The organism is Microbacterium luticocti DSM 19459 (genome assembly GCF_000422405.1).
Classification (GTDB): domain Bacteria; phylum Actinomycetota; class Actinomycetes; order Actinomycetales; family Microbacteriaceae; genus Microbacterium; species Microbacterium luticocti.
Genome location: NZ_KE383824.1, coordinates 23,263 through 42,011 on the forward strand (window position 1 = coordinate 23,263; position 18,749 = coordinate 42,011).

Sequence of the window (18,749 nt, forward strand, 5' to 3'; positions counted from 1 at the left end):
GCATCCGACCAGGAAGCCCGACCAGGAAGAGAGCAGGATGACCGCAACCGCCGCCGCAGCGGCCCGCCGCCGCACGAAGGTGCGGGTCGGCGATCGCGTGTTCTCGACGACGACCATCGTCGCGGGCGGGCTGATCCTGGCGACGCTCGCCGCCGTCGCCGTCTTCCTCGTCATCCAGAGCATCCCGGCCCTGATGGCCGGGCCCGGCGAGCTGCCGAACGATTCGGCGAACTTCTGGCAGTACGTCGGCCCGCTGGTGTTCGGCACCGTGTGGGCGGCGTTCTTGGCACTGCTGCTGGCCACCCCGCTGTCGATCGGGATCGCACTGTTCATCACCCACTACGCGCCACGGCGGGTCTCGCAGACGCTCGGGTACATCATCGACCTGCTCGCCGCGGTGCCCTCGGTCGTGTTCGGCCTGTGGGGCATCGTCGCCCTCGCCCCGTTCGTGCAGCCCTTCTACCAGTGGCTGGGTGAGAACCTGGGCTGGATCCCGCTGTTCGCGCCGCCGGTCTCGGGCACCGGCCGCACCATCCTCACCGCCGCGATCGTGCTGGCGGTGATGGTCATCCCGATCATGACCGCCATCTGCCGCGAGGTGTTCTGGCAGGCACCGCGGCTGCACGAAGAGGCGGCGCTGGCGCTGGGCGCCACCAAGTGGGAGATGATCAAGATGGCGGTGCTGCCGTTCGCACGCAGCGGCATCGTCTCGGCGATCATGCTCGGCCTGGGCCGGGCGCTGGGCGAGACGTTCGCCGTCGCGATGGTGCTCTCGCCCGCGTTCATCGTCAAGTTCGCCGTACTGCAGGCGCAGAACCCCAACACCATCGCCGCCAACATCGCGCTGCAGTTCCCCGAGGCCACCGGCCTGTCGGTGAACGCCCTGGTCGCCTCGGGTCTCGTGTTGTTCGTGGTCACTCTGCTGGTCAACGTCCTGGCGCGCTGGATCATCAGCCGCCGCGCGGCCTTCTCGGGAGCGGACGCATGAGTGCCACCACCGCGCCGGCCCGCGGCATCCGGGTCACCAACACCCTCACCGCCGGCCGGCTGCCCCGCGGCACCGCCTGGATGGTGCTGGGCGGATGCTGGGTCATCTCGGCCGCCTTCTTCGCGCTGCTGGCCGCCGCCGGCGCCACCGACGGGTTCACGGTCGTCGGTGCCGTGTTCGCCGGCACGGTGCTGTTCGACCTCATCCTGTACGCGCTCTCGCGCATCGTCGAGGGCCGCCGCCGGGCGCTGGACCGCCTGGTCACCTCGCTCGTGGCCACCGCGTTCATCATCGCGCTGCTGCCGCTGATCTCGCTGATCTGGACGGTGCTGACCAACGGGCTGGCCCGCTTCGACCTCGCGTTCTTCAGCGAGTCGATGCGCAACGTCGTCGGTGACGGCGGCGGGGCGCTGCACGCCATCGTCGGCACCCTGCTGATTACCGGGATGGCCACGCTCATCTCGGTGCCGATCGGCCTGCTCACCTCGATCTACCTGGTCGAGTACGGGCGCGGGGTGTTCGCCAAGGCCATCACCTTCCTCGTCGACGTGATGACCGGCATCCCCTCGATCGTCGCGGGCCTGTTCACGTTCGCGCTGTTCGCCCTGATCCTGGGCCCGGCCGTGCGCAACGGGTTCATGGGGGCGGTCGCGCTGTCGGTGCTGATGATCCCGGTCGTGGTGCGCTCGAGCGAAGAGATCCTGCGCCTGGTGCCGAACGAGCTGCGCGAGGCGTCGTACGCGCTCGGGGTGCCCAAGTGGCTGACCATCCTGCGCATCGTGCTGCCCACCTCGCTGGCGGGCATCGTCACCGGTGTGATGCTGGCGATCGCCCGTGTGATCGGCGAGACCGCGCCGCTGCTGCTGGTGACCGGGTTCACGTTCAGCATGAACTACAACCTGTTCGACGACCGCATGATGACGCTGCCGGTGTTCGTGTACACGCAGTACACGCAGGCGGCGGGCGTGTCGGCGCAGGCATCCATCGAGCGGGCCTGGGCGGCCGCACTCACCCTCATCCTCATCGTGATGGCCCTGAACCTGCTGGGGCGGGTCATCGCGAAGGTCTTCGCCCCCAAGCGCGGCCTCTGACATCCTGACATCCGAAGGAAACCCGTGTCCAAGAGCATCGACGTCTCCGACCTGAACGTCTACTACGGCGACTTCCTGGCCGTCGAGGGCGTCTCGCTGCACATCGCGCCACGCAGCGTGACCGCCTTCATCGGCCCGTCCGGCTGCGGCAAGTCCACCTTCCTGCGCACCCTGAACCGGATGCACGAGGTGATCCCCGGTGCACGCGTCGAAGGTCAGGTGCTGCTGGACGGCGACGACCTGTACGCGTCGGGCGTCGACCCGGTGGCGGTGCGTCGTCAGGTGGGCATGGTGTTCCAGCGGCCGAACCCGTTCCCCACCATGTCGATCCGCGAGAACGTGCTGGCCGGGGTGCGGTTGAACAACCGGCGCATGTCGCGCTCGGACGCCGACGACCTGGTGGAACGTTCGCTGCGAGGTGCGAACCTGTGGAACGAGGTCAAGGACCGGCTCGACAAGCCCGGCGCCGGGCTGTCGGGCGGGCAGCAGCAGCGACTGTGCATCGCCCGGGCGATCGCGGTGCAGCCGCAGGTGCTGCTGATGGACGAGCCGTGCTCGGCGCTCGACCCGATCTCGACCTACGCGATCGAGGAGCTGATCGCCGAGCTGAAGAACGAGTACACGATCGTGATTGTCACGCACAACATGCAGCAGGCGTCGCGGGTGAGCGAGAAGACCGCGTTCTTCAACATCGCCGGCACCGGCACGCCCGGAAAGCTCATCGAGTACGACGACACCGCGACGATCTTCACCACCCCGAGCGAGCAGGCCACCGAGGACTACGTCTCGGGCCGGTTCGGGTAGGGGCCGGGAGCGGGGCCGCGCGTCATCGTGGGCCCGAGGCCGCGGCATCCGTCACCCTCGCCCGCGCGCCGTGCACAACTGCGGGGATCTTTCCCGACACGCCGCCGGGGACGGCCGAACCACGGCGTGTCGCCGAGAATCCCCGCAGTTGTGCACGCGGTGACCGGTCGCATCCCCGCCTCCGTCACCCGTGCCCGGCTGACCCCTCACCCGTGCCCGCCCGCGCCGCGCGCCGTGCACAACTGCGGGGATCTTTCCCGACACGCCGCCGGGAACGGCCGAATCACGGCGTGTCGCCGAGAATCCCCGCAGTTGTGCACGCGGTGACCGGTCGCGTCCCCGCCTCCGTCACCCGTGCCCGGCTGACCCCTCACCCGTGCCCGGCTGACCCCTCGCCCGTGCGCTGCTGATCCCTCGCCCGTGCCCGCCCGCGCCGCGCGCCGTGCACAACTGCGGGGATCTTTCCCGACACGCCGCCAGGAACGGCCGAATCACGGCGTGTCGCCGAGAATCCCCGCAGTTGTGCACGCGGGTCGCATCGCCGCCTCCACAAGTGGGTCCGGCTCGGCTCGTTGTCCACAGTTCGGGATCCGTCGCTCCGGAGCGGCCGGCCGCGGCCGATGATGGGCGACATGTGCGAGAGCGATGCCGAGATCACGACGTACGCGCAGCTTCGCGCCGTCGGGCACACCCGCCACTGGATCTCGGCATCCCTCGACGCCGGGGTCCTGGAGCGGATCCGGCGCGGCGTCTACGCCAGCTGCGACCCGTGCCCGGCCGCGCGAGCCGCCGCTGCCCATGGCGGGATGCTCGGCTGCGTCAGCGCCGCGCGCCATCTCGGGTTGTGGGTGCTCGACGACGAGGACGAGCCCGCCCACGTGTGGATGAATCGCGGCGGCCACCGACAGGAACACCCCGGATGCACCTGTGTCGAGCACTGGGACGAAGGACCCGACACCGATGCGTTCGGTGTTCCGTCCGTGCCGCGCGTGCTGCGTCAGATCCTGGCCTGCAAGGGAGTCGAGACGTTCTTCGTGGCGCTGGAATCCGCCCTGTATCAGCACAAGATCACGCGGGCCGGATTGGCCTGGCTGCGCGCGCACGTCAACGACGCTGGCCGCGACGCCATGGACTTCGCGCGGAGGGACGCTGAAAGCGGTCTGGAATCACTGCTGAGGTGGCGGCTGCGCCGCCACGGTCTGGCGATCGCCGCGCAGGTGTTCATCGTCTCGGTCGGCCGGGTCGACTTCCTCATCGGCGACCGGCTCATCGTCGAGGTCGACGGTGCGCCCAACCACGACGACGCGACGCACCGGCACAAAGACCTGAGCCGCGACGCGAACGCCGCGACCTGGGGGTACATCACCCTCCGCTTCGACTATGCCCAGATCGTCCACGACTGGCCGACCGTGGAGGCCGCGATCCTCGCCCAGATCGCGGCGGGCAACCACCTGCGACACTGACCGGGGGTGCCCCGGTGTGCACAACCGCGGGGAACTACCTGCGACGCTGACCGGGGCCCGCCCCGAGGTGCACAACTGCGGGGATCTTTCCCGACACGCAGCCGGCACCGCACCAAACACGGCGTGTCGCCGAGAATCCCCGCCGTTGTGCACGTGGTAACCGGTCGCATCGCCGCATCCGTCACCCTCGCCCGTGCCCGGCCGACCCCTCGCCCATGCCCGGCTGCGCCGCGCGCCGTGCACAACTGCGGGGATCTTTCCCGACACGCCGCCTGGGACGGCCGAACCACGGCGTGTCGCAGAGAATCCCCGCAGTTGTGCACGCGGTGCGAGCGCGCGGTGCGGGTGACCGGTCGATGCAGGACGTGGAGCCTGGCGGCCTCAGCGCGGTGCGGCCGACCGATGAAGGAAGTGGGGCCCATCGGTCTCAGCGCGGTGCGGGTGACCGGTCGATGCAGGTGGTGGGGCCCGTCGCTCTTTGCACGGTGCGAGTGGCCGGCCGGGGCGGGCGCGGCGGTCAGTCGCGCGGGCTCAGCAGATAGCGGTTGACGGATGCCGTCAGCTCGCGGTCGACGGGCAACTCACGGCCGTCGACGGCGGTCACCGGTGCCGCGAGCCGCACGCTCGAGACGAGCCACGCGGCATCCGCCCGCGCCAGCGCCGCAACGGGAACGGTCTCGTACGCGGCCTCACGGCCGGTGGCGCGCAGGTGCTCGAACAGGCTCATCTGGGTGGTGCCGTGCAGGATGCCGGTGCCGGTGGCCGGTGTGACGAAACGGTCGCCGAACCGCAGGATGACCGACGAGGTCGGCCCTTCGAGCACGACGCCGTCACTCGAGACGAACACGGCATCGTCGGCACCGCGCCGGTGCGCCTCGCGTAGCGCCGCCATGTTGACCGCGTACGAGAGGGTCTTGGCACCCAGCAGCAGCCACGGCGCCCGTTCGGACGCGCCGCTGTCGACACCGCGGTCGAGCGTCACCACCCGCACGCCGTTCTCACGCGCGGGCGTGTGGTCGGGGGCGACGGATGCCGTGACCCATGCCGTCGGCGCCGGCCCGTGCTCCACGCCGCGGCTCAGGATGAGCTTCACGGCGCCCTCCCCCGCCGCCGGACAGGCCGTGGCGGCCCGGGCGACCGCCTGCCGCCACTGCGCGAGGTTCGGGGCGGGCAGATCGCACAGCGCCGCCGAATGTGCGAGGCGCTCCAGGTGCGCGGTGACCTCCTGCGGGTGGCCGTCGACGACCCCGATCGTCTCGAAGATGCCGTCGCCGCGCTGGGTGCTCAGCTCTCCGACGCTCAGCGCCGGGGCGGACGGGTCGATGACCGTGAATGTGTCCGCGAAGTCGGGGCGATCGGCCGCAGGCGGGGCGGGGTCGATCAGCAGGGCGAAGTGGGCGGCCATTCTCCGAGCGTAGCGGTGCGGCCACCGCCGGCCGGAACGATCGGGAATGCCCGGAGGGTGCGGTCGGTTACACTGGATCGGCCGGGCCGCAGTAACCCCGGGCTCCATCTTCTGCCGCTGCGAGCGGCCTTGCGCCGAGAGGCGTTCTGCGGCCCGGCACCACTCTGCCGGCGTGTCGAACGCCTCTCCCGCCACACGGCATCAGCGAACGCCTCTCCCGCCGCACGGCATCAACACTGTGACATTCACCGGCACCACCGCGCCGGGGCTGCCGAACGCCTCTCCCGTGACACGGCATCAACGACACGGCATCACCACTGCGGCGCTCTGCGGCCAGGCGCCACTCTGCCGGGGTGCGGTTCGGCACCACTGTGCCGGCGTGTCGAACGCCTCTCCCGCCACACGGCATCAGCGAACGCGTCTCCCGCGACACGGCATCACCACTGCGGCGCTCTGCGGCCCGGCACCACTGCGCCGTCCGCCCCGTCCGCACCGTCCGCGGTCGTCAGCTGAGCGCGTCCATACGCCACAGCGCCGCGCACGCCGACAGGTCGTTCGCGAACGTCGACAGCCGCAGCGCACGCCGGGTGAACGCCGTGGCCCGTTCGGGCTCGGTGCGCTCGTAGTCGTCGGCGAGGTGGGTGGCGCCCGACGCCTGCACCCGGCAGAAGGATGCCGCGCGCTCGAGCGCCACCGCGAAGTCGCCCTCGAACACACCGCGCAGGATGCGATCGGCCAACGCGACGAGCTCGTCGGGACCGGCCGGCACGGGTGCACCGGCGATGACGGGGTCGGCCGAGGTGATCTCGACACGGCCGCGTTCGTAGACCAGCGCCGCGGTGGCGGGGTCGTCGTGCACCATCAGCTGCAGCAGATACAACCGCCACAGCGCGCCGGGCAGCGAGTGCGCGGTCGCCTGCGACCACAACTCGGCGATGTCGTCGATGCCGTGGTCTCGGGTGAACTCCACGAGGCGGTCGACGGTCGCGGCGTCCGGGTCCGCCCGCACCCGCGACAGCAACGCCGCGGCGGTGGCGTGGGCCGCCCGCGCGGCCTCGGCCGGGTCGTGCGCGCCGAACAGCCGCTCCATCTGCTCGGATGATCGGCGCACCGGCTTGTGGTACTCCCTGCCCGCGTCGTTCACCCGGTCAAGGCTACCCGCAGCCCACGATCGGCCGGTGCTGTTCAGGCTGTGGCGTTGATACGCACCATGTTGCCGGCCGGGTCGCGGAACGCGCAGTCCCGCGGTCCCCACGGCTGGTCCATCGGCTCCTGCAGCACCTCGGCACCGCTGGAGCGCACCTTCTCGAACAGTGCGTCGAGGTCGTCGGTGGCGAACACGATCGGCCCGGGGCCCGAGCCCTTGGCGATGAGGCGATGCAGCGCCTCGGCGTCCTCGGGCGAGCGGCCGGCGCCGGGCGCCGAGAGCACGAGCACGATGCCGGGCTGCGAGGGCGCGCCCAGGCTCAGCCACCGCCAGCCGTTGCCCGACACGTCGTTGAGCACCTGAAGCCCGAGCGCGTCGCGGTAAAGCCGAGTGCGGCGTCGACGTCGTCGACGGTGAGCGGGAAGTATCCGAATCTGATCTCTGTCATGGCCTCGACGCTACGCACCCGCATCCGCCGGTGCTTCTCCGATCCTGCTCGATCGTCACACGTACCGGATCGTCAGACGTACCGGGTGGGGCGGGTCAGCAGCCGCGCGATACACGCCGGCATCGCCTCGTCGACCTCGTGCGGCCGAGCCCGGTAGGCGCTGGGCGTCTCGCCCACGATCTCGGTGAACGTCGAGCTGAACGAGCCGAGGGATGTCGCACCCACCGCGGTGCAGGCATCCGTCACCGTCGTACCCGCGCGCAGCAGTGCCATCGCCCGTTCGATGCGGCGGGTCATCAGGTAGGCGTACGGGGTCTCGCCGTAGGCGGCCTTGAACTCGCGCGAGAAGTGCGCCGGCGACATGAACGCCTTCGCGGCCATGGTGGGCACATCCAGCGGCTGCGCGTAGGCGCGGTCCATCAGGTCACGCGCGCGACGCAGGTGCGCGAGGGTCTGCGGCGAGGCGGGGGTGGATGCCACGACCCGAGGCTACCCGACCGCAGTACCCTCGGATCATGGCGCAGCGCATCGCGATCGCCGGCGGCACGGGCACCGTCGGGCGGCTGGTCGTCGAGATCGCCCGTGCGCACGGGCACGATGCCGTGGTGATCTCGCGGTCGACCGGCGTCGACCTGGTGAGCGGCGACGGACTGGACACGGTGCTGGCGGGCGTCGACACGGTGATCGACGTGAGCAACACGAGCTCGATGTCGGCCACGGCATCCGTGCGCCACTTCGAGACCACGACGCGCACACTGCTCGACGCCGAGACCCGCGTGGGGGTGCGCCACCACATCGTGCTGTCGATCGTGGGGATCGACGACGAGAAGGGGTACGGCTACTACCAGGGCAAGCGCGCGCAGGAGCGCGCGGTCGCGGCGGGCCGCGTGGCGTACACGATCCTGCGGGCGACGCAGTTCCACGAGTTCGCGCAGCAGATGTTCGAGCGCATGAAGTTCGGGCCGTTCGTGCTGGTGCCGACGATGCGGTCGCAGCCGATCGCCGCCCGCGAGGTGGCGGCACGGCTCGTCGAACTCGCCGAGGGCGCGCCCGCCGGCCGGGTCACCGACATCGCCGGTCCGCGGGTGGAGCGGATGGCCGAGCTGGCCCGCCGCTACGGCCGGGCGGCGGGGCTGCCGGGCCGGGTGGTCGAACTGTCGCTGCCCGGCGCGCCGGGCCGTCAGATGCGCGATGGGAGCCTGCTGGCCGGCACCGCCGCCGAGGTGCGCGGCCCGTCGTACGCCCAGTGGCTCGTCGAACAGACCGGCTCGGACGGCGAGGTGAAGGCCCCGCGCGGCGTCGGCATCGGCGGCATCCCGATCGTGCGCGGGCCGCTGCCCACGCCGCCGGAGCCGTCGCTGTCGAACGCCCGCGAGCTGGTCGCGCAGCTGCGCACGGCGGGCATGCCGATCGCGCTCACCGTCACCGGCGTCGAGCGCCCGCTGCCGGCGGCGATCGACGAGGCGGCGTTCCGCGCCCTGCAAGAGGCGGTCGCGCTGGTGCTCACCCACACACGCGGGGCGGATGCCACGGCCACGGTGCGCTATCTGGTGCACGCCGTCGAGGTCGAGGTGGCGCACGGCCCCGGCCGGCGTACCTCGTCGGCCGATCAGTCCGCCGAGCTGAGACGCTCACGCACCGAGGTGCGTCGTCTGGGCGGCGTCGTCTCGTCCGAGACCACCGCCGACGGCGGGCTGCGCATCGTCGCGGCGATCCCGACCCCGCAGTGACACCGCGGGACGAGGTCCGGTCGACATCGGTGAGTGGTTTAGACTGCCGACAGGTGCCGCAGGTCGTGTGCGGCACACCTGCGAGCCCCCGTAGCTCAGAGGCAGAGCAACCGGCTTTTAACCGGTGGGTCGAGATATCGTAATTCTCCGGGGGCACCATACGTCCGGTCTACCCGTCACCTCCGACATGCGCACGGGCCGGCGCCACGCCACGCCAGAAGGGCCCACATGTTCACGCTCACCGACGACACCTGCGTCATCGTGAAGGCCATCGCCGCGCAGACCGACGGGGGGCGCGAGCACGGCGGGCTGCGTATCAGCGACGGCGCGGACCGGGGCGCCGACTACGCGCTGGAGCCGGCCGGCGGGCCGCAGCAGGGCGACGTCGTCGTCGAGCAGTCCGGCGCACGGGTGTTCTTGGCCGCCGACGTGGCGCCGCTGCTGGGCGACACCGTGCTCGAGGCCACCGTGAACCACGAGGGCGTCGTCGACTTCTCGTTCGGCAGCAGCACGCCCCCGCAGGGGATGACCGAGGTGCGCAGCACCGGCGAGCACCGCTACACGCACTGAGCGGCACTCACGCAGAATGCGCGGCCGGCGCCGAACCCTGACAAGACCCGCACGGGTCAGGGCATTCAGCAGTCACTCCGGCGCGGTCACGCGGATGCCGAGTTCATGGGCGGCAGCCGCCTCTTCCAGCTCGCCGGCCACCTGCTGCGCTCAGATCCCGGCGCGGGTGGCGAAGTTGCGCAGTGCGTGATCGCGCAGTGCCGTGTCACCCGCGAGCTCGGCGGCCGCGGCGACCTGCAGGGGCAGCGTGCGCGTGACGACCCCGGCACGTCGCAGATCGTCCGCCGCGACGTGTTCAGGTCCGGCTCCGCGGGTTCAGCCCGCGGTCGCCAGCTCGGCGCCGGCGTGCGCGAGTTCGGCCAGGGCCGCCTGGCTCGAGTCGGCGGCGACGCCGGCGACCAGGTCGGTGAACACCCGCACGTGCCGGCCGTGCGAGATCGCATCGAGCGCCGAGGCGCGCACGCAATAGTCGGTGGCGATGCCGGTCACGTCGACGTCGACGATGCCGTGCTCGTCGAGCAGCTGCTCGACCGTCTCCCCTTCGTCGGTGACGCCTTCGAACAGCGAGTAGGCGGGCGTGCCCTGGCCCTTCTTCACATGATGGGTGACGGATGCCACATCCAGCCCCGGATCGTATTCGGCGCCGGCGGTACATGCCACGCAGTGCACCGGCCAGGTGTTCACGTAATCCGGTTCACCCGACGCGAAGTGCCCGCCGTTGTCGCTGTCGGGGTCGTGCCAGTCGCGGGACGCGACGATGATGTCGTAGTCGCCGGCGTGCGCGTGCAGCAGCCGCGTGATGCCCTCGGCGACGGCGTCCCCGCCGTCGACCCCCAACGCCCCACCCTCGGTGAAGTCGTTCTGCACGTCGACGATGAACAGTGCGGTGCCCATGTATCGAGGGTACGGCGATCAGCGGCGCGACGGGGCGGCTTCCCCGCGCCGCCACAGCTTCGACGGCCACCAGATCGCGCGCCCGATGTCGTACGAGACGGCCGGCACGAGCAGCGAGCGCACCACGAAGGTGTCCAGCAGCACGCCGAACGCGACGATGAACGCGATCTGCGCGAGGAACAGGATCGGGATCACCCCGAGCGCCGCGAACGTCGCCGCCAGCACCAGTCCCGCCGAGGTGATGACCCCGCCGGTGGCGACCAGGCCCCGCCGGATGCCGGGCCGGGTGCCGTGCGCGAGCGACTCTTCGCGCACCCGCGTCATCAGGAAGATGTTGTAATCCACCCCCAGCGCGACCAGGAACACGAACCCGTACAGCGGCACCGCCGGATCCGCCCCCGGAAAGTGGAACACATGGTCGAACACGAGCGCCGACACGCCCATCGCGGCGGCGAACGACACGATCACCGACCCGATCAGCAGCAGCGGGGCCACCACCGCGCGCAGCAGCAGCATGAGGATCACCAGGATCACCGCCAGCACGATCGGGATGATCAGCGTGCGGTCACGGATCGAGGTGTCGTTCGTGTCGATGTCGGTGGCGGTCACCCCGCCCACCCGCGCGTCGGGCGCGGAGTCGGCCAGGTCGGTGCGCAGGCCGCGCACGACCTGTTCGGCCCCCGCCGAATCGGCCGGGTCGGCGAGTGTGCCGATCAGCAGCACCTCCCCGTCCGACACGGTCGGGGTCGGCGCAGGGGTTCCGGGCGGGCCGGGCGCGCTGAACACCGGTTCGCCGTCGCTGAGCTTCACGGTCGCCTGTCCGGTGACCGAATCGGCGGATGCCACGGCCAACGCCTGTATTCCGGTTGCGGCATCCATCGTCTTGACCGCACCGGTCAGCTCGTCCTGGGGCACGAGCACGTAGACCGGGCTGCCGCTGCCTGCGTCGAAATGCTCGCCGAGCACGTGCTGACCGTCGCGCGCCTCGGAGTGGCCCAGCACCAGGTCGCTCGAGGGCACGCCGTCGGCCTTCAGCTGCAGGATGCCGGTGCCGGCCGCCAGCAGCACCACCAGGCACACGATCCACACCGGCCGCGCCCGCCGGGCCACCAGCCGCGCCTGCCGCGGCCAGAATCCGGTCACCGGGGCGTCGACATCGTCCGAGATCATCGCGACCGGGTGCCGCGGGACGAACGGCCAGAACGCCACCCGGCCGAACAGCGCCAGCAGCGCGGGCAGAAAGGTGAGGGCGGCGAGCATGGCGAACGCGATGCCGATCGACGCGATCGGACCGAGCGCGCGGTTGGTGGCCAGGTCGCTGAGCAGCAGGCAGAGCAGACCCGCGATGACGGTGCCGCCCGAGGCGAGGATGGGCTCGAACGCTCCGCGCCACGCCTGGAGCGTGGCATCCCACCGCCGGGCGCCGTCTGCCACCGCCTCACGGAAGCGTGCCACATACAGCAGCGCATAGTCGGTGGCGGCGCCGATCACCAGGATGAACAGGATGCCCTGCACCTGCCCGTTGAGCACGACCACCCCGGCCTTGGCGAGCCACCACACCACGAGCAGGGCGACGCACAGGGCGAAGGATGCCGTCGCCAGCACGAGCACGGGCAGCAGCGGTGACCGGTACACGACCACGAGGATGAGGAACACCGCGATCAGCGCGACGCCCAGCAGCAGCCCGTCGATGCCGAGGAAGCCGTGCACGAGGTCGGCGGTGAACCCGGCGGGGCCGGTGATCCACGCGGTGGTGCCGGCCGGGAGATCGTCGTCGAGCGCGGTGCGCACCGCGGCGACCCCGTCCGTGAGCGCATCGGGGTCGATGGGCACGAACAGTTGCGCGGCCTGGCCGTCGTCCGAGGCGATCGGCGGCGAGACCTCGCCGTTGACCCCGTCGAGATCGCCGAGCCGGTCGGCGAGGCTGCGCAGCCCGGTCAGCTGATCGTCGGTGAGCGCCCCGTCCCCGGTGACCACGACGACGGCGGGGATGCTGTCGCTGCCGGTGAAGTCGGCCAGGCGTTTTTGCACCGCGGTGGAGGCGGCGGAGTCGGGGAGGTACGCCGAGTTGTCGTTGGTGGACACCTCGCTGACCTTGCCGAAGTAGGGGCCGCCGACCGCACCGCCGGCCAGCCACACGAGCATCAGCAGCACCGGGATGCCGATGCGCAGCCACCGCGAGGGGCCCGCACCCGTGGGCCGCAGGGAACGTCGGGTGGGGGTGGACGGGCGCGAGGACATATCGCTAGCCTATCTAGCGATGTGCCCGGGCGCCAACGCCTAGGCTGTCAGGGTGCCCTCGATGATCGCCCTGCTCGGTGCGCTCGTCTTCGGGTCTGCGGACTTTCTCGGCGGCCTGGCCGCCAAGCGGCTGCGCTCCATCCTCGCGACCGCGGTGGCCGCCGCATCCGGCCTCGTGCTGCTGCTGGCGCTGTACCCGCTGCTGGGCGGGACGTGGTCGGCCGCCGACGTCGGCTGGGGTGCGCTGTCGGGCGTGTTCGGGGCGACCGCGATCGCCCTGTTGTACGCATGCCTGGCGATCGGGCCGATGAGCATCCTCTCGCCGCTGACCGCCGTGGTCTCGGCCATCGCCCCGATCCTGTGGGGCCTGCTGGTCGGCGGCGAGCAGTTGTCGGCGCTCGGGTACGGCGGCCTCGGCGTCGCACTGGTGGCTGTGGTGCTGGTGGGGTTCATCCCCGGCGACACGGTGGTGCGTCCGTCGGCGCGCGGGGTGCTGATGGCGATCGGCGCGGGCCTGGCGATCGGTGGGTTCATGGTGGTGCTCGACCAGACCGCCCACGACAGCGGCATCGTGCCGCTGGTGATGAACCGGGCCGCGAACGCCGCCATCACCGGCACCGTGGTGGTGCTGCTGCTGGTTGCCGCCCGGCGTCGACGGCTGCCCGCCCGGTCGGCCCTGGGTGTGCGCGGGGCGGTGCTCGGCGCCACCCCGACCGGGCACGCCGATCTCGAGCACGCCCGTCTCGGGCAGGCGGGGCCGGATGCCACGACCCTGCCGCCGCGCATTCCGGCGGCCGCGTGGTGGCTGGCGATCGCCTGCGGCATGGTGGACTCGTCGGCGAACGCGATCATGCTCGTCGCGCTGCGACTGGGCGACCTGTCGATCGTGTCGGCGCTGACGGCGATGTACCCGGCCGGCACGATCCTGCTGGCCGCCGTGGTGCTGCGCGAACGGATCGCCGCCGTGCAGTGGGCCGGGCTCGGGCTCGCCCTGGCGGCGGGCGCGATGCTCGCGTTGGCCTGACGGATTCCCCGGGTCTTCGCCGGATCTCCCCCGGGTTTCCGACGCCTGAGCGCCCGGACGTGCTACGCTGAAGCGTCCCCACTCGGGTTGACCCTTCTTCGCGCACTTCTTCTGCGCCCCACTCCCTAAGGCTTACGTGTTCTCCTCCCCTGCCGTGTCCGGCGATGTCGCCGTCGACTGGCGCCAAGCCGACGACGACGTGTTCGTCGCCGGCACGTCCGCCGGCTACGCCGGTTTCGTCGCGGCCACCCCGCGCGGTTTCGAAGCCCACGACGGCCGTGGCCGCGACCTCGGCATGCACGCCACGCGTGCCCTGGCACGCGCTGCGGTCGAGGCATCCGTGTACGCCGCCGACCCGCTCGCGGTGTCGGCCGACGATCACGCCGCAGCCGCGGCATCCCCTCTTCACGGCGTCGCCGCCTCGTCGGCACGCCGCCACCGCCGTCCGCGTCGGAGTCTTCGACGCGGCACCCCCGGCCGCCCCGGCGGCCCGAACAACAGAAGGAAAGACACGATGGCCACTGGCACCGTGAAATGGTTCAACTCCGAAAAGGGATACGGGTTCATCGCACCCGATGACGGGTCGGCCGACCTGTTCGCCCACTTCAGCGCGATCGAAGGCTCGGGGTTCAAGGAGCTGCGCGAAGCGCAGAAGGTGGAGTTCGACGCTGAGCGCGGCCCCAAGGGCATGCAGGCCGCGAACATCCGCGCACTGTGACCTGTTCGTCAGCCGGGGCTCCGCATCGGGGCCCCGGCTGACGAGTTCCTGGCAGTCGTGACGTATGCCGTTGCGTTCACGTGACGGCGCGTAGTGTGGGGCCAAGCGATCGGCGTCCGCCTTTGGCTTTTCGGCCTCGCGGTCACGATCGAAGGAACAGGTGCTCCCATCTCCTCCACTGTTCTCGAGCCTCGGCTCGGTCCCGTGCGGCAGACATATGCCGGCACGGAAGACTTCCCCCCTCTCACCCGCGCGTTCACCGATGTCTCGCAGGTGGTGCGTGAGAGCGGCCTGCTGCGCCGCACCCCCTGGTTCTACGGCCTCGTCGGCGGCGCGATCGCGCTGGGCTTCGGCGGGTGCATCACCGGGTTCGTGCTGCTGGGCGCCAGCTGGTTCCAGCTGCTGATCGCGGCGGCCCTGGGCATCCTGTTCACGCAGGTCGCGTTCCTCTCGCATGAGGCGGCGCACCGTCAGATCCTCGCCTCGGGCCCGGCGAACGACCGGCTGGCACGGCTGCTGGGCAACGGTGTGGTCGGCATGAGCTACTCCTGGTGGGGCAGCAAGCACACCCGCCACCACGCCAACCCGAACCGGGTGGGCAAAGACCCCGACATCGACGTCGACACGATCTCGTTCCTCGACGAGGATGCCGCTTCGGCCCGCGGCCTGCGCCGGCTGATCACCCGCCGCCAGGGGTGGCTGTTCTTTCCGCTGCTGACCCTCGAGGGCCTGAACCTGCACGCACTCGCGCTGCGCCACCTGTTCGCCCGCGGCCCCGTGAAGGGACGGTGGGCCGAGCTGGGCCTTCTGGCCGTGCGGTTCACCGTGTTCGTGGTGCCGGTGTTCGTGTTCCTGCCGCTGGGTATGGCGTTCGCGTTCCTCGGGGTGCAGCTGGCGGTGTTCGGCGTGTACATGGGCGCCTCGTTCGCTCCGAACCACAAGGGCATGCCGGTGATCGATCGCGACGCCAAGCTCGACTTCTTCAGCAAGCAGGTGCGCACCTCGCGCAACATCGGCGGCGGCTGGTGGGCGACCTGGCTGATGGGCGGACTGAACTACCAGATCGAGCACCACCTGTTCCCGAGCATGCCGCGGCCGCACCTGGCGCGGGCGCGCGAGATCGTGATCGACCAGTGCCGCACCCTGGACGTGCCGTACACCGAGACCAGCCTGTGGCGCTCGTACGCGATCGTCATCGACTACCTCAACCGGGTGGGCCTGGCCGCCCGCGACCCGTTCGACTGCCCGATGGTGGCCACCTACCGCCGCGTCTGACACACGCCCCGTCGCACACAGAAGCCCCGCCGATATCGGCGGGGCTTCTGTGTCGGAGCCACCTAAGGGAATCGAACCCTTGACCTATTCATTACGAGTGAATCGCTCTGCCGTCTGAGCTAAGGTGGCGTGCGGTGTGCACGATCATCGATCTTACATGGTCGTGCCCGCCCCGGCGAACGCCGCAGCCACCGCTCAGTGCTCGCAGCGCACGTCCTTGTCGGGCACCGTGCCGTCGACGAAGTAGGCGTTCACGGTGTCGTCGACGCAGCTGCTGCCCTTGTTGAATCCAGTGTGGCCCTCACCGACGCGGCTGATCAGGATGCCACTGTCGAGCTGGTCGGCCAACTCGACCGCCCACTGGTACGGGGTGGCCGGGTCGTTGGTCGTACCGATCACGAGGATCGGCCCGGCGCCGGCGGCGTGGATCGGCTCGCGCACCCCGGTGGGCTTGTACGGCCACACCGAGCAGCCGTCGACGTCGACGCCCCAGTACGGGGCGATCGTCGGCGCCTTCTTCGCCAGCTCGGCAGCGGCCGCCTTCTTCTGCGCCGCGGTCGCATCGGCGGGGTAGTCCATGCAGTTGTAGGCGTTGAAGGCCTCGTACGAGTTGTCCTGGTACTTTCCGTCGACCCGGTTGTAGTAGAAGTCGACCAGCTGGTAGGCCACAGACGGGTTGCCCTTGGCGACGTCGGCGAGCGCCTGGGTCAGGTACGGCCAGCTGTCTTCGGAGTACAGTGCGGCCACGATCGCGCTCACCAGGGCATCGGCTCCCAGCATCCGCCCGTCGCTGTTGCGCTCGGGCGACCGGTCGACGCGCGCGAGCATCGTGCCCAGGTCGGCCATGGCGTCGTCGACGCTGCCGGCGAACGGGCACTGGCGGGATTTCAGGCACGACGGCATGTAGGCCCGCAGCGCCGATTCGAACCCGATCCCCTGGGCGACACTGACCTGCAGACCGGATGCCGCGGGGTTGATCGCGCCGTCGAGCACGAACCGGCCCACCTTTTCGGGGTACAGCTTCGCGTAGGTCGCCCCGAGGAAGGTGCCGTACGAGTAGCCGAGGTAGTTGAGCTTCTTGTCGCCGAGCACGGCGCGCAGCAGGTCCATGTCGCGGGCGGCGAACTCGGTGTTCACATCGGGCAGGATGCCGTGCGAGTTCTGCTTGCACGCCTGCCCGAACTTCTTCGCACCGGCCAGGATCTCGTCACGCCACGCCTCGGTGCCGCGCTTCGCCTTGGGGATGTCGAACAGGTACGCGTCCATCTGCTTCGAGTCGTAGCAGGCCACCGCGGTGGATTCGCCCACCCCGCGCGGGTCGAACCCGATGACGTCGTAGTTGCGCTCCAGGTCGTCGCCGACGGCGAAGGTGAGCGAGTCGCGCACCAGCTCGACACCGCTCGCGCCGGGGCCGCCGGGGTTCACCAGCAGCGAGCCGAGCGGGTGACCGCCCGACGCGCGGTGCCGGATGATGGCCAGCTCGATGCTGCCCGCGCCCGGGTCGTCCCAGTTCTCGGGGGCCGTGACCTTCGCGCACTCGTCACCGTCCGCGCACGGCGTGAACTCGATGTGCTGCCCGTAGAACTGCACCAGCTCGGGCGCGACGCCCTCGGTGTCGGGCGCCGAGCTGGCACCCGGCCGTGACGACGACGAGGTCTGGTCGGGGATGAACTCCACCAGGCAGCCGGTGAGTGCGAGGGATGCCGCCGCCAGGGCGGCGACGACGGCGACGAGGCGTTTCGGAGTGTTCACAGCGTCCTTCCGTGGGCGATCGTGATGAGCATGCTCTCAAGGGCGAGTGCGGGCGCGACGTTCTGCTCGAGGCGACGGCGCGCCTCGGCGATCTCGTCGAGCACCACCAGCGTGCGGGCGGGATCCCAGGTCGCGGCCACGCCGCGCAGGCCCGGTTCGAGCTCCCGATTGATGAGGTCGCCGTCTCGTCCGAACTGCAGCATGAGCACGTCGCGGTACAGCGACTGCAGGTCGGTGAGCACCCGGTCGAGTCCGTCGCGCAGGCTGCGCGTGGCCCGACGCTTCTGCTCGTCTTCGAGCGTCTTCAGCTGGCTGCGCACCGCCGGTGGCACCGCGGCACCGGGTGCGATGCCGAGCGTTGCCAGCAGACTGCTGCGCTCGGCCTCGTCGCGTTCGGCGGTGAGAGCCTTCGCGTCGTCGGTGGCGGCAGCGACGATCTGCGCGGCCGCCTCGACCGCGCTCGACACGCCGGTGACCTCGAGCACGGCGCGCAGCGTCTGGTCACGGCGGGCGCGGGCAGCGGCATCCGTCGCCAGGCGCTGCGCCATGCCGATGTGCCGCTGCGCGTGCCGCGCGGACTGCTCGGCGACCTGCGGGTCGACACCGGTGCGCGCGGCGATGAGCGCGGCGACGTCGGCGATCTCGGGGTCGCGCAGCCGCAGCACACGCACCCGGGAGCGGATCGTCGGCAGCAGGTCGGCGTCACTGGGCGCGCACAGCACCCAGATGGTGCGTTCCGGAGGCTCTTCGAGCGCCTTCAGCAGCACGTTCGAGGTGCGCTCGGCCATGCGGTCGGCGTCTTCCATCACGATCACGCGGTAGCGGCCCAGCGACGGCGCGAAGTACGAGCGTTCGACCAGGGCGCGGGCGTCCTTGATCGTGATGATGACGCCCTCGGTGCGCAGCGCGGTGTAGTCGGGGTGGGTGCCGGCCAGCACCTGCCGCATCGCGGCCTCGTCGCCGGGCTCGGCGACCAGCGCCGCGGCGAACGCCCGTGCCAGGGTCGACCGGCCCGAGCCGGGCGGCCCGGTGATCAGCCACGCGTGGGTGAGCTCGGCGGGGTCGGATGCCGCGGCCCGCAGCACGCGCACGGCCTCGTCCTGCCCCCACACCTCGCCCCACGGCAGGTCGCGGGTCAGCGTGGCGGCGGCATCCATTCGACCAGCCTAACCGCGCCCGCCGACACGGCCGCGGTCACG

The 18,749-nt window shown here is 71.0% G+C and carries 17 protein-coding genes and 2 tRNA genes; 10 read left to right on the plus strand and 9 right to left on the minus strand.

The window, feature by feature from the left end; all coding sequences use genetic code 11:
* Positions 1-37: 37 nt before the first annotated feature.
* The 4 genes from pstC to H577_RS0113360 all read left to right on the plus strand — a co-directional run bounded on the left by pstC (position 38) and on the right by H577_RS0113360 (position 4,346).
* A complete protein-coding gene (gene pstC, locus H577_RS0113345) occupies positions 38-988 on the plus strand; it encodes a phosphate ABC transporter permease subunit PstC (protein WP_029146371.1) in 951 nt (316 codons plus the stop codon).
* Positions 985-2,079 carry a phosphate ABC transporter permease PstA gene (gene pstA / locus H577_RS0113350; RefSeq protein ID WP_029146372.1) on the plus strand — a complete coding sequence of 365 codons (1,095 nt, stop codon included), beginning with the start codon at positions 985-987 and terminating at the stop codon, positions 2,077-2,079. The genes pstC and pstA overlap by 4 nt, the downstream gene beginning before the upstream one ends.
* A gap of 24 nt (positions 2,080-2,103) precedes the next feature.
* Positions 2,104-2,883, plus strand: a complete 780-nt coding sequence (gene pstB / locus H577_RS0113355) for a phosphate ABC transporter ATP-binding protein PstB (protein WP_029146373.1) — start codon at positions 2,104-2,106, stop codon at positions 2,881-2,883.
* A gap of 632 nt (positions 2,884-3,515) precedes the next feature.
* Positions 3,516-4,346, plus strand: a complete 831-nt coding sequence (locus H577_RS0113360; protein ID WP_029146374.1) for an endonuclease domain-containing protein — start codon at positions 3,516-3,518, stop codon at positions 4,344-4,346.
* A gap of 517 nt (positions 4,347-4,863) precedes the next feature.
* Here H577_RS0113360 and H577_RS0113365 read toward each other — a convergent pair.
* The 4 genes from H577_RS0113365 to H577_RS0113380 all read right to left on the minus strand — a co-directional run bounded on the left by H577_RS0113365 (position 4,864) and on the right by H577_RS0113380 (position 7,766).
* Positions 4,864-5,751, minus strand: a complete 888-nt coding sequence (locus H577_RS0113365; RefSeq protein ID WP_029146375.1) for an aminodeoxychorismate lyase — start codon at positions 5,749-5,751, stop codon at positions 4,864-4,866.
* Between the two features lie 505 nt (positions 5,752-6,256).
* Complete coding sequence (locus tag H577_RS0113370) at positions 6,257-6,895, minus strand: hypothetical protein (protein ID WP_029146376.1); 639 nt, start codon at positions 6,893-6,895, stop codon at positions 6,257-6,259.
* Between the two features lie 41 nt (positions 6,896-6,936).
* A complete protein-coding gene (locus H577_RS16570) occupies positions 6,937-7,257 on the minus strand; it encodes a VOC family protein (RefSeq protein ID WP_425411323.1) in 321 nt (106 codons plus the stop codon).
* Positions 7,258-7,418: 161 nt separating this feature from the next.
* Entirely contained in the window at positions 7,419-7,766 is a 348-nt protein-coding gene (locus H577_RS0113380; protein ID WP_051192048.1) for a helix-turn-helix transcriptional regulator, read from the minus strand.
* A gap of 95 nt (positions 7,767-7,861) precedes the next feature.
* On the opposite strand from H577_RS0113380, the gene H577_RS17745 reads away from it, so the two are divergent.
* The 3 genes from H577_RS17745 to H577_RS16580 all read left to right on the plus strand — a co-directional run bounded on the left by H577_RS17745 (position 7,862) and on the right by H577_RS16580 (position 9,646).
* Positions 7,862-9,076 (plus strand): NAD(P)H-binding protein, encoded by a 1,215-nt coding sequence (locus H577_RS17745; RefSeq protein ID WP_211217941.1) that lies wholly within the window; start codon positions 7,862-7,864, stop codon positions 9,074-9,076.
* A gap of 84 nt (positions 9,077-9,160) precedes the next feature.
* A tRNA-Lys gene (locus H577_RS0113395) sits at positions 9,161-9,235 on the plus strand.
* A gap of 69 nt (positions 9,236-9,304) precedes the next feature.
* Positions 9,305-9,646 carry a hypothetical protein gene (locus H577_RS16580; protein WP_051192038.1) on the plus strand — a complete coding sequence of 114 codons (342 nt, stop codon included), beginning with the start codon at positions 9,305-9,307 and terminating at the stop codon, positions 9,644-9,646.
* A 315-nt stretch (positions 9,647-9,961) separates the two neighbouring features.
* On the opposite strand, the gene H577_RS0113405 is transcribed toward H577_RS16580, so the two are convergent.
* Both H577_RS0113405 and H577_RS16585 read right to left on the minus strand, forming a co-directional pair.
* Positions 9,962-10,540 carry an isochorismatase family protein gene (locus H577_RS0113405; protein WP_029146378.1) on the minus strand — a complete coding sequence of 193 codons (579 nt, stop codon included), beginning with the start codon at positions 10,538-10,540 and terminating at the stop codon, positions 9,962-9,964.
* Between the two features lie 18 nt (positions 10,541-10,558).
* On the minus strand, positions 10,559-12,781 hold the full coding sequence (locus H577_RS16585; RefSeq protein ID WP_051192039.1) for an MMPL family transporter: 2,223 nt from the start codon (positions 12,779-12,781) through the stop codon (positions 10,559-10,561).
* Between the two features lie 61 nt (positions 12,782-12,842).
* On the opposite strand from H577_RS16585, the gene H577_RS0113415 reads away from it, so the two are divergent.
* The 3 genes from H577_RS0113415 to H577_RS0113425 all read left to right on the plus strand — a co-directional run bounded on the left by H577_RS0113415 (position 12,843) and on the right by H577_RS0113425 (position 15,798).
* Positions 12,843-13,805: an EamA family transporter gene (locus H577_RS0113415; protein ID WP_036285230.1), complete on the plus strand. Its 963-nt coding sequence runs from the start codon at positions 12,843-12,845 to the stop codon at positions 13,803-13,805.
* Between the two features lie 514 nt (positions 13,806-14,319).
* Positions 14,320-14,523, plus strand: coding sequence for a cold-shock protein (locus H577_RS0113420; RefSeq protein WP_029146380.1), 204 nt, complete (start codon positions 14,320-14,322; stop codon positions 14,521-14,523).
* A gap of 147 nt (positions 14,524-14,670) precedes the next feature.
* Positions 14,671-15,798 (plus strand): fatty acid desaturase family protein, encoded by a 1,128-nt coding sequence (locus H577_RS0113425; RefSeq protein ID WP_245570407.1) that lies wholly within the window; start codon positions 14,671-14,673, stop codon positions 15,796-15,798.
* 56 nt (positions 15,799-15,854) lie between these two features.
* Here the strand turns inward: H577_RS0113425 and H577_RS0113430 are convergent.
* From H577_RS0113430 to H577_RS0113440, 3 genes are all read right to left on the minus strand, one after another.
* Positions 15,855-15,927, minus strand: a tRNA-Thr gene (locus H577_RS0113430).
* Between the two features lie 66 nt (positions 15,928-15,993).
* A complete protein-coding gene (locus tag H577_RS0113435) occupies positions 15,994-17,550 on the minus strand; it encodes an alpha/beta hydrolase (RefSeq protein ID WP_029146382.1) in 1,557 nt (518 codons plus the stop codon).
* Positions 17,547-18,707, minus strand: coding sequence for a DNA polymerase III subunit delta' (locus tag H577_RS0113440; RefSeq protein WP_029146383.1), 1,161 nt, complete (start codon positions 18,705-18,707; stop codon positions 17,547-17,549). The genes H577_RS0113435 and H577_RS0113440 overlap by 4 nt, the downstream gene beginning before the upstream one ends.
* Between the last annotated feature and the right edge of the window lie 42 nt (positions 18,708-18,749).

Bases quoted from the DNA above. Each gene is read 5' to 3' on its own strand.
- pstC (WP_029146371.1), top strand. From the start codon at position 38: ATGACCGCAACCGCCGCCGCAGCGGCCCGCCGCCGCACGAAGGTGCGG.
- pstA (WP_029146372.1), top strand. From the start codon at position 985: ATGAGTGCCACCACCGCGCCGGCCCGCGGCATCCGGGTCACCAACACC.
- H577_RS0113360 (WP_029146374.1), top strand. From the start codon at position 3,516: ATGTGCGAGAGCGATGCCGAGATCACGACGTACGCGCAGCTTCGCGCC.
- H577_RS0113365 (WP_029146375.1), bottom strand. From the start codon at position 5,751: ATGGCCGCCCACTTCGCCCTGCTGATCGACCCCGCCCCGCCTGCGGCC.
- H577_RS0113380 (WP_051192048.1), bottom strand. From the start codon at position 7,766: ATGGACCGCGCCTACGCGCAGCCGCTGGATGTGCCCACCATGGCCGCG.
- H577_RS17745 (WP_211217941.1), top strand. From the start codon at position 7,862: ATGGCGCAGCGCATCGCGATCGCCGGCGGCACGGGCACCGTCGGGCGG.
- H577_RS16580 (WP_051192038.1), top strand. From the start codon at position 9,305: ATGTTCACGCTCACCGACGACACCTGCGTCATCGTGAAGGCCATCGCC.
- H577_RS0113405 (WP_029146378.1), bottom strand. From the start codon at position 10,540: ATGGGCACCGCACTGTTCATCGTCGACGTGCAGAACGACTTCACCGAG.
- H577_RS16585 (WP_051192039.1), bottom strand. From the start codon at position 12,781: ATGTCCTCGCGCCCGTCCACCCCCACCCGACGTTCCCTGCGGCCCACG.
- H577_RS0113415 (WP_036285230.1), top strand. From the start codon at position 12,843: ATGATCGCCCTGCTCGGTGCGCTCGTCTTCGGGTCTGCGGACTTTCTC.
- H577_RS0113420 (WP_029146380.1), top strand. From the start codon at position 14,320: ATGGCCACTGGCACCGTGAAATGGTTCAACTCCGAAAAGGGATACGGG.
- H577_RS0113440 (WP_029146383.1), bottom strand. From the start codon at position 18,707: ATGGATGCCGCCGCCACGCTGACCCGCGACCTGCCGTGGGGCGAGGTG.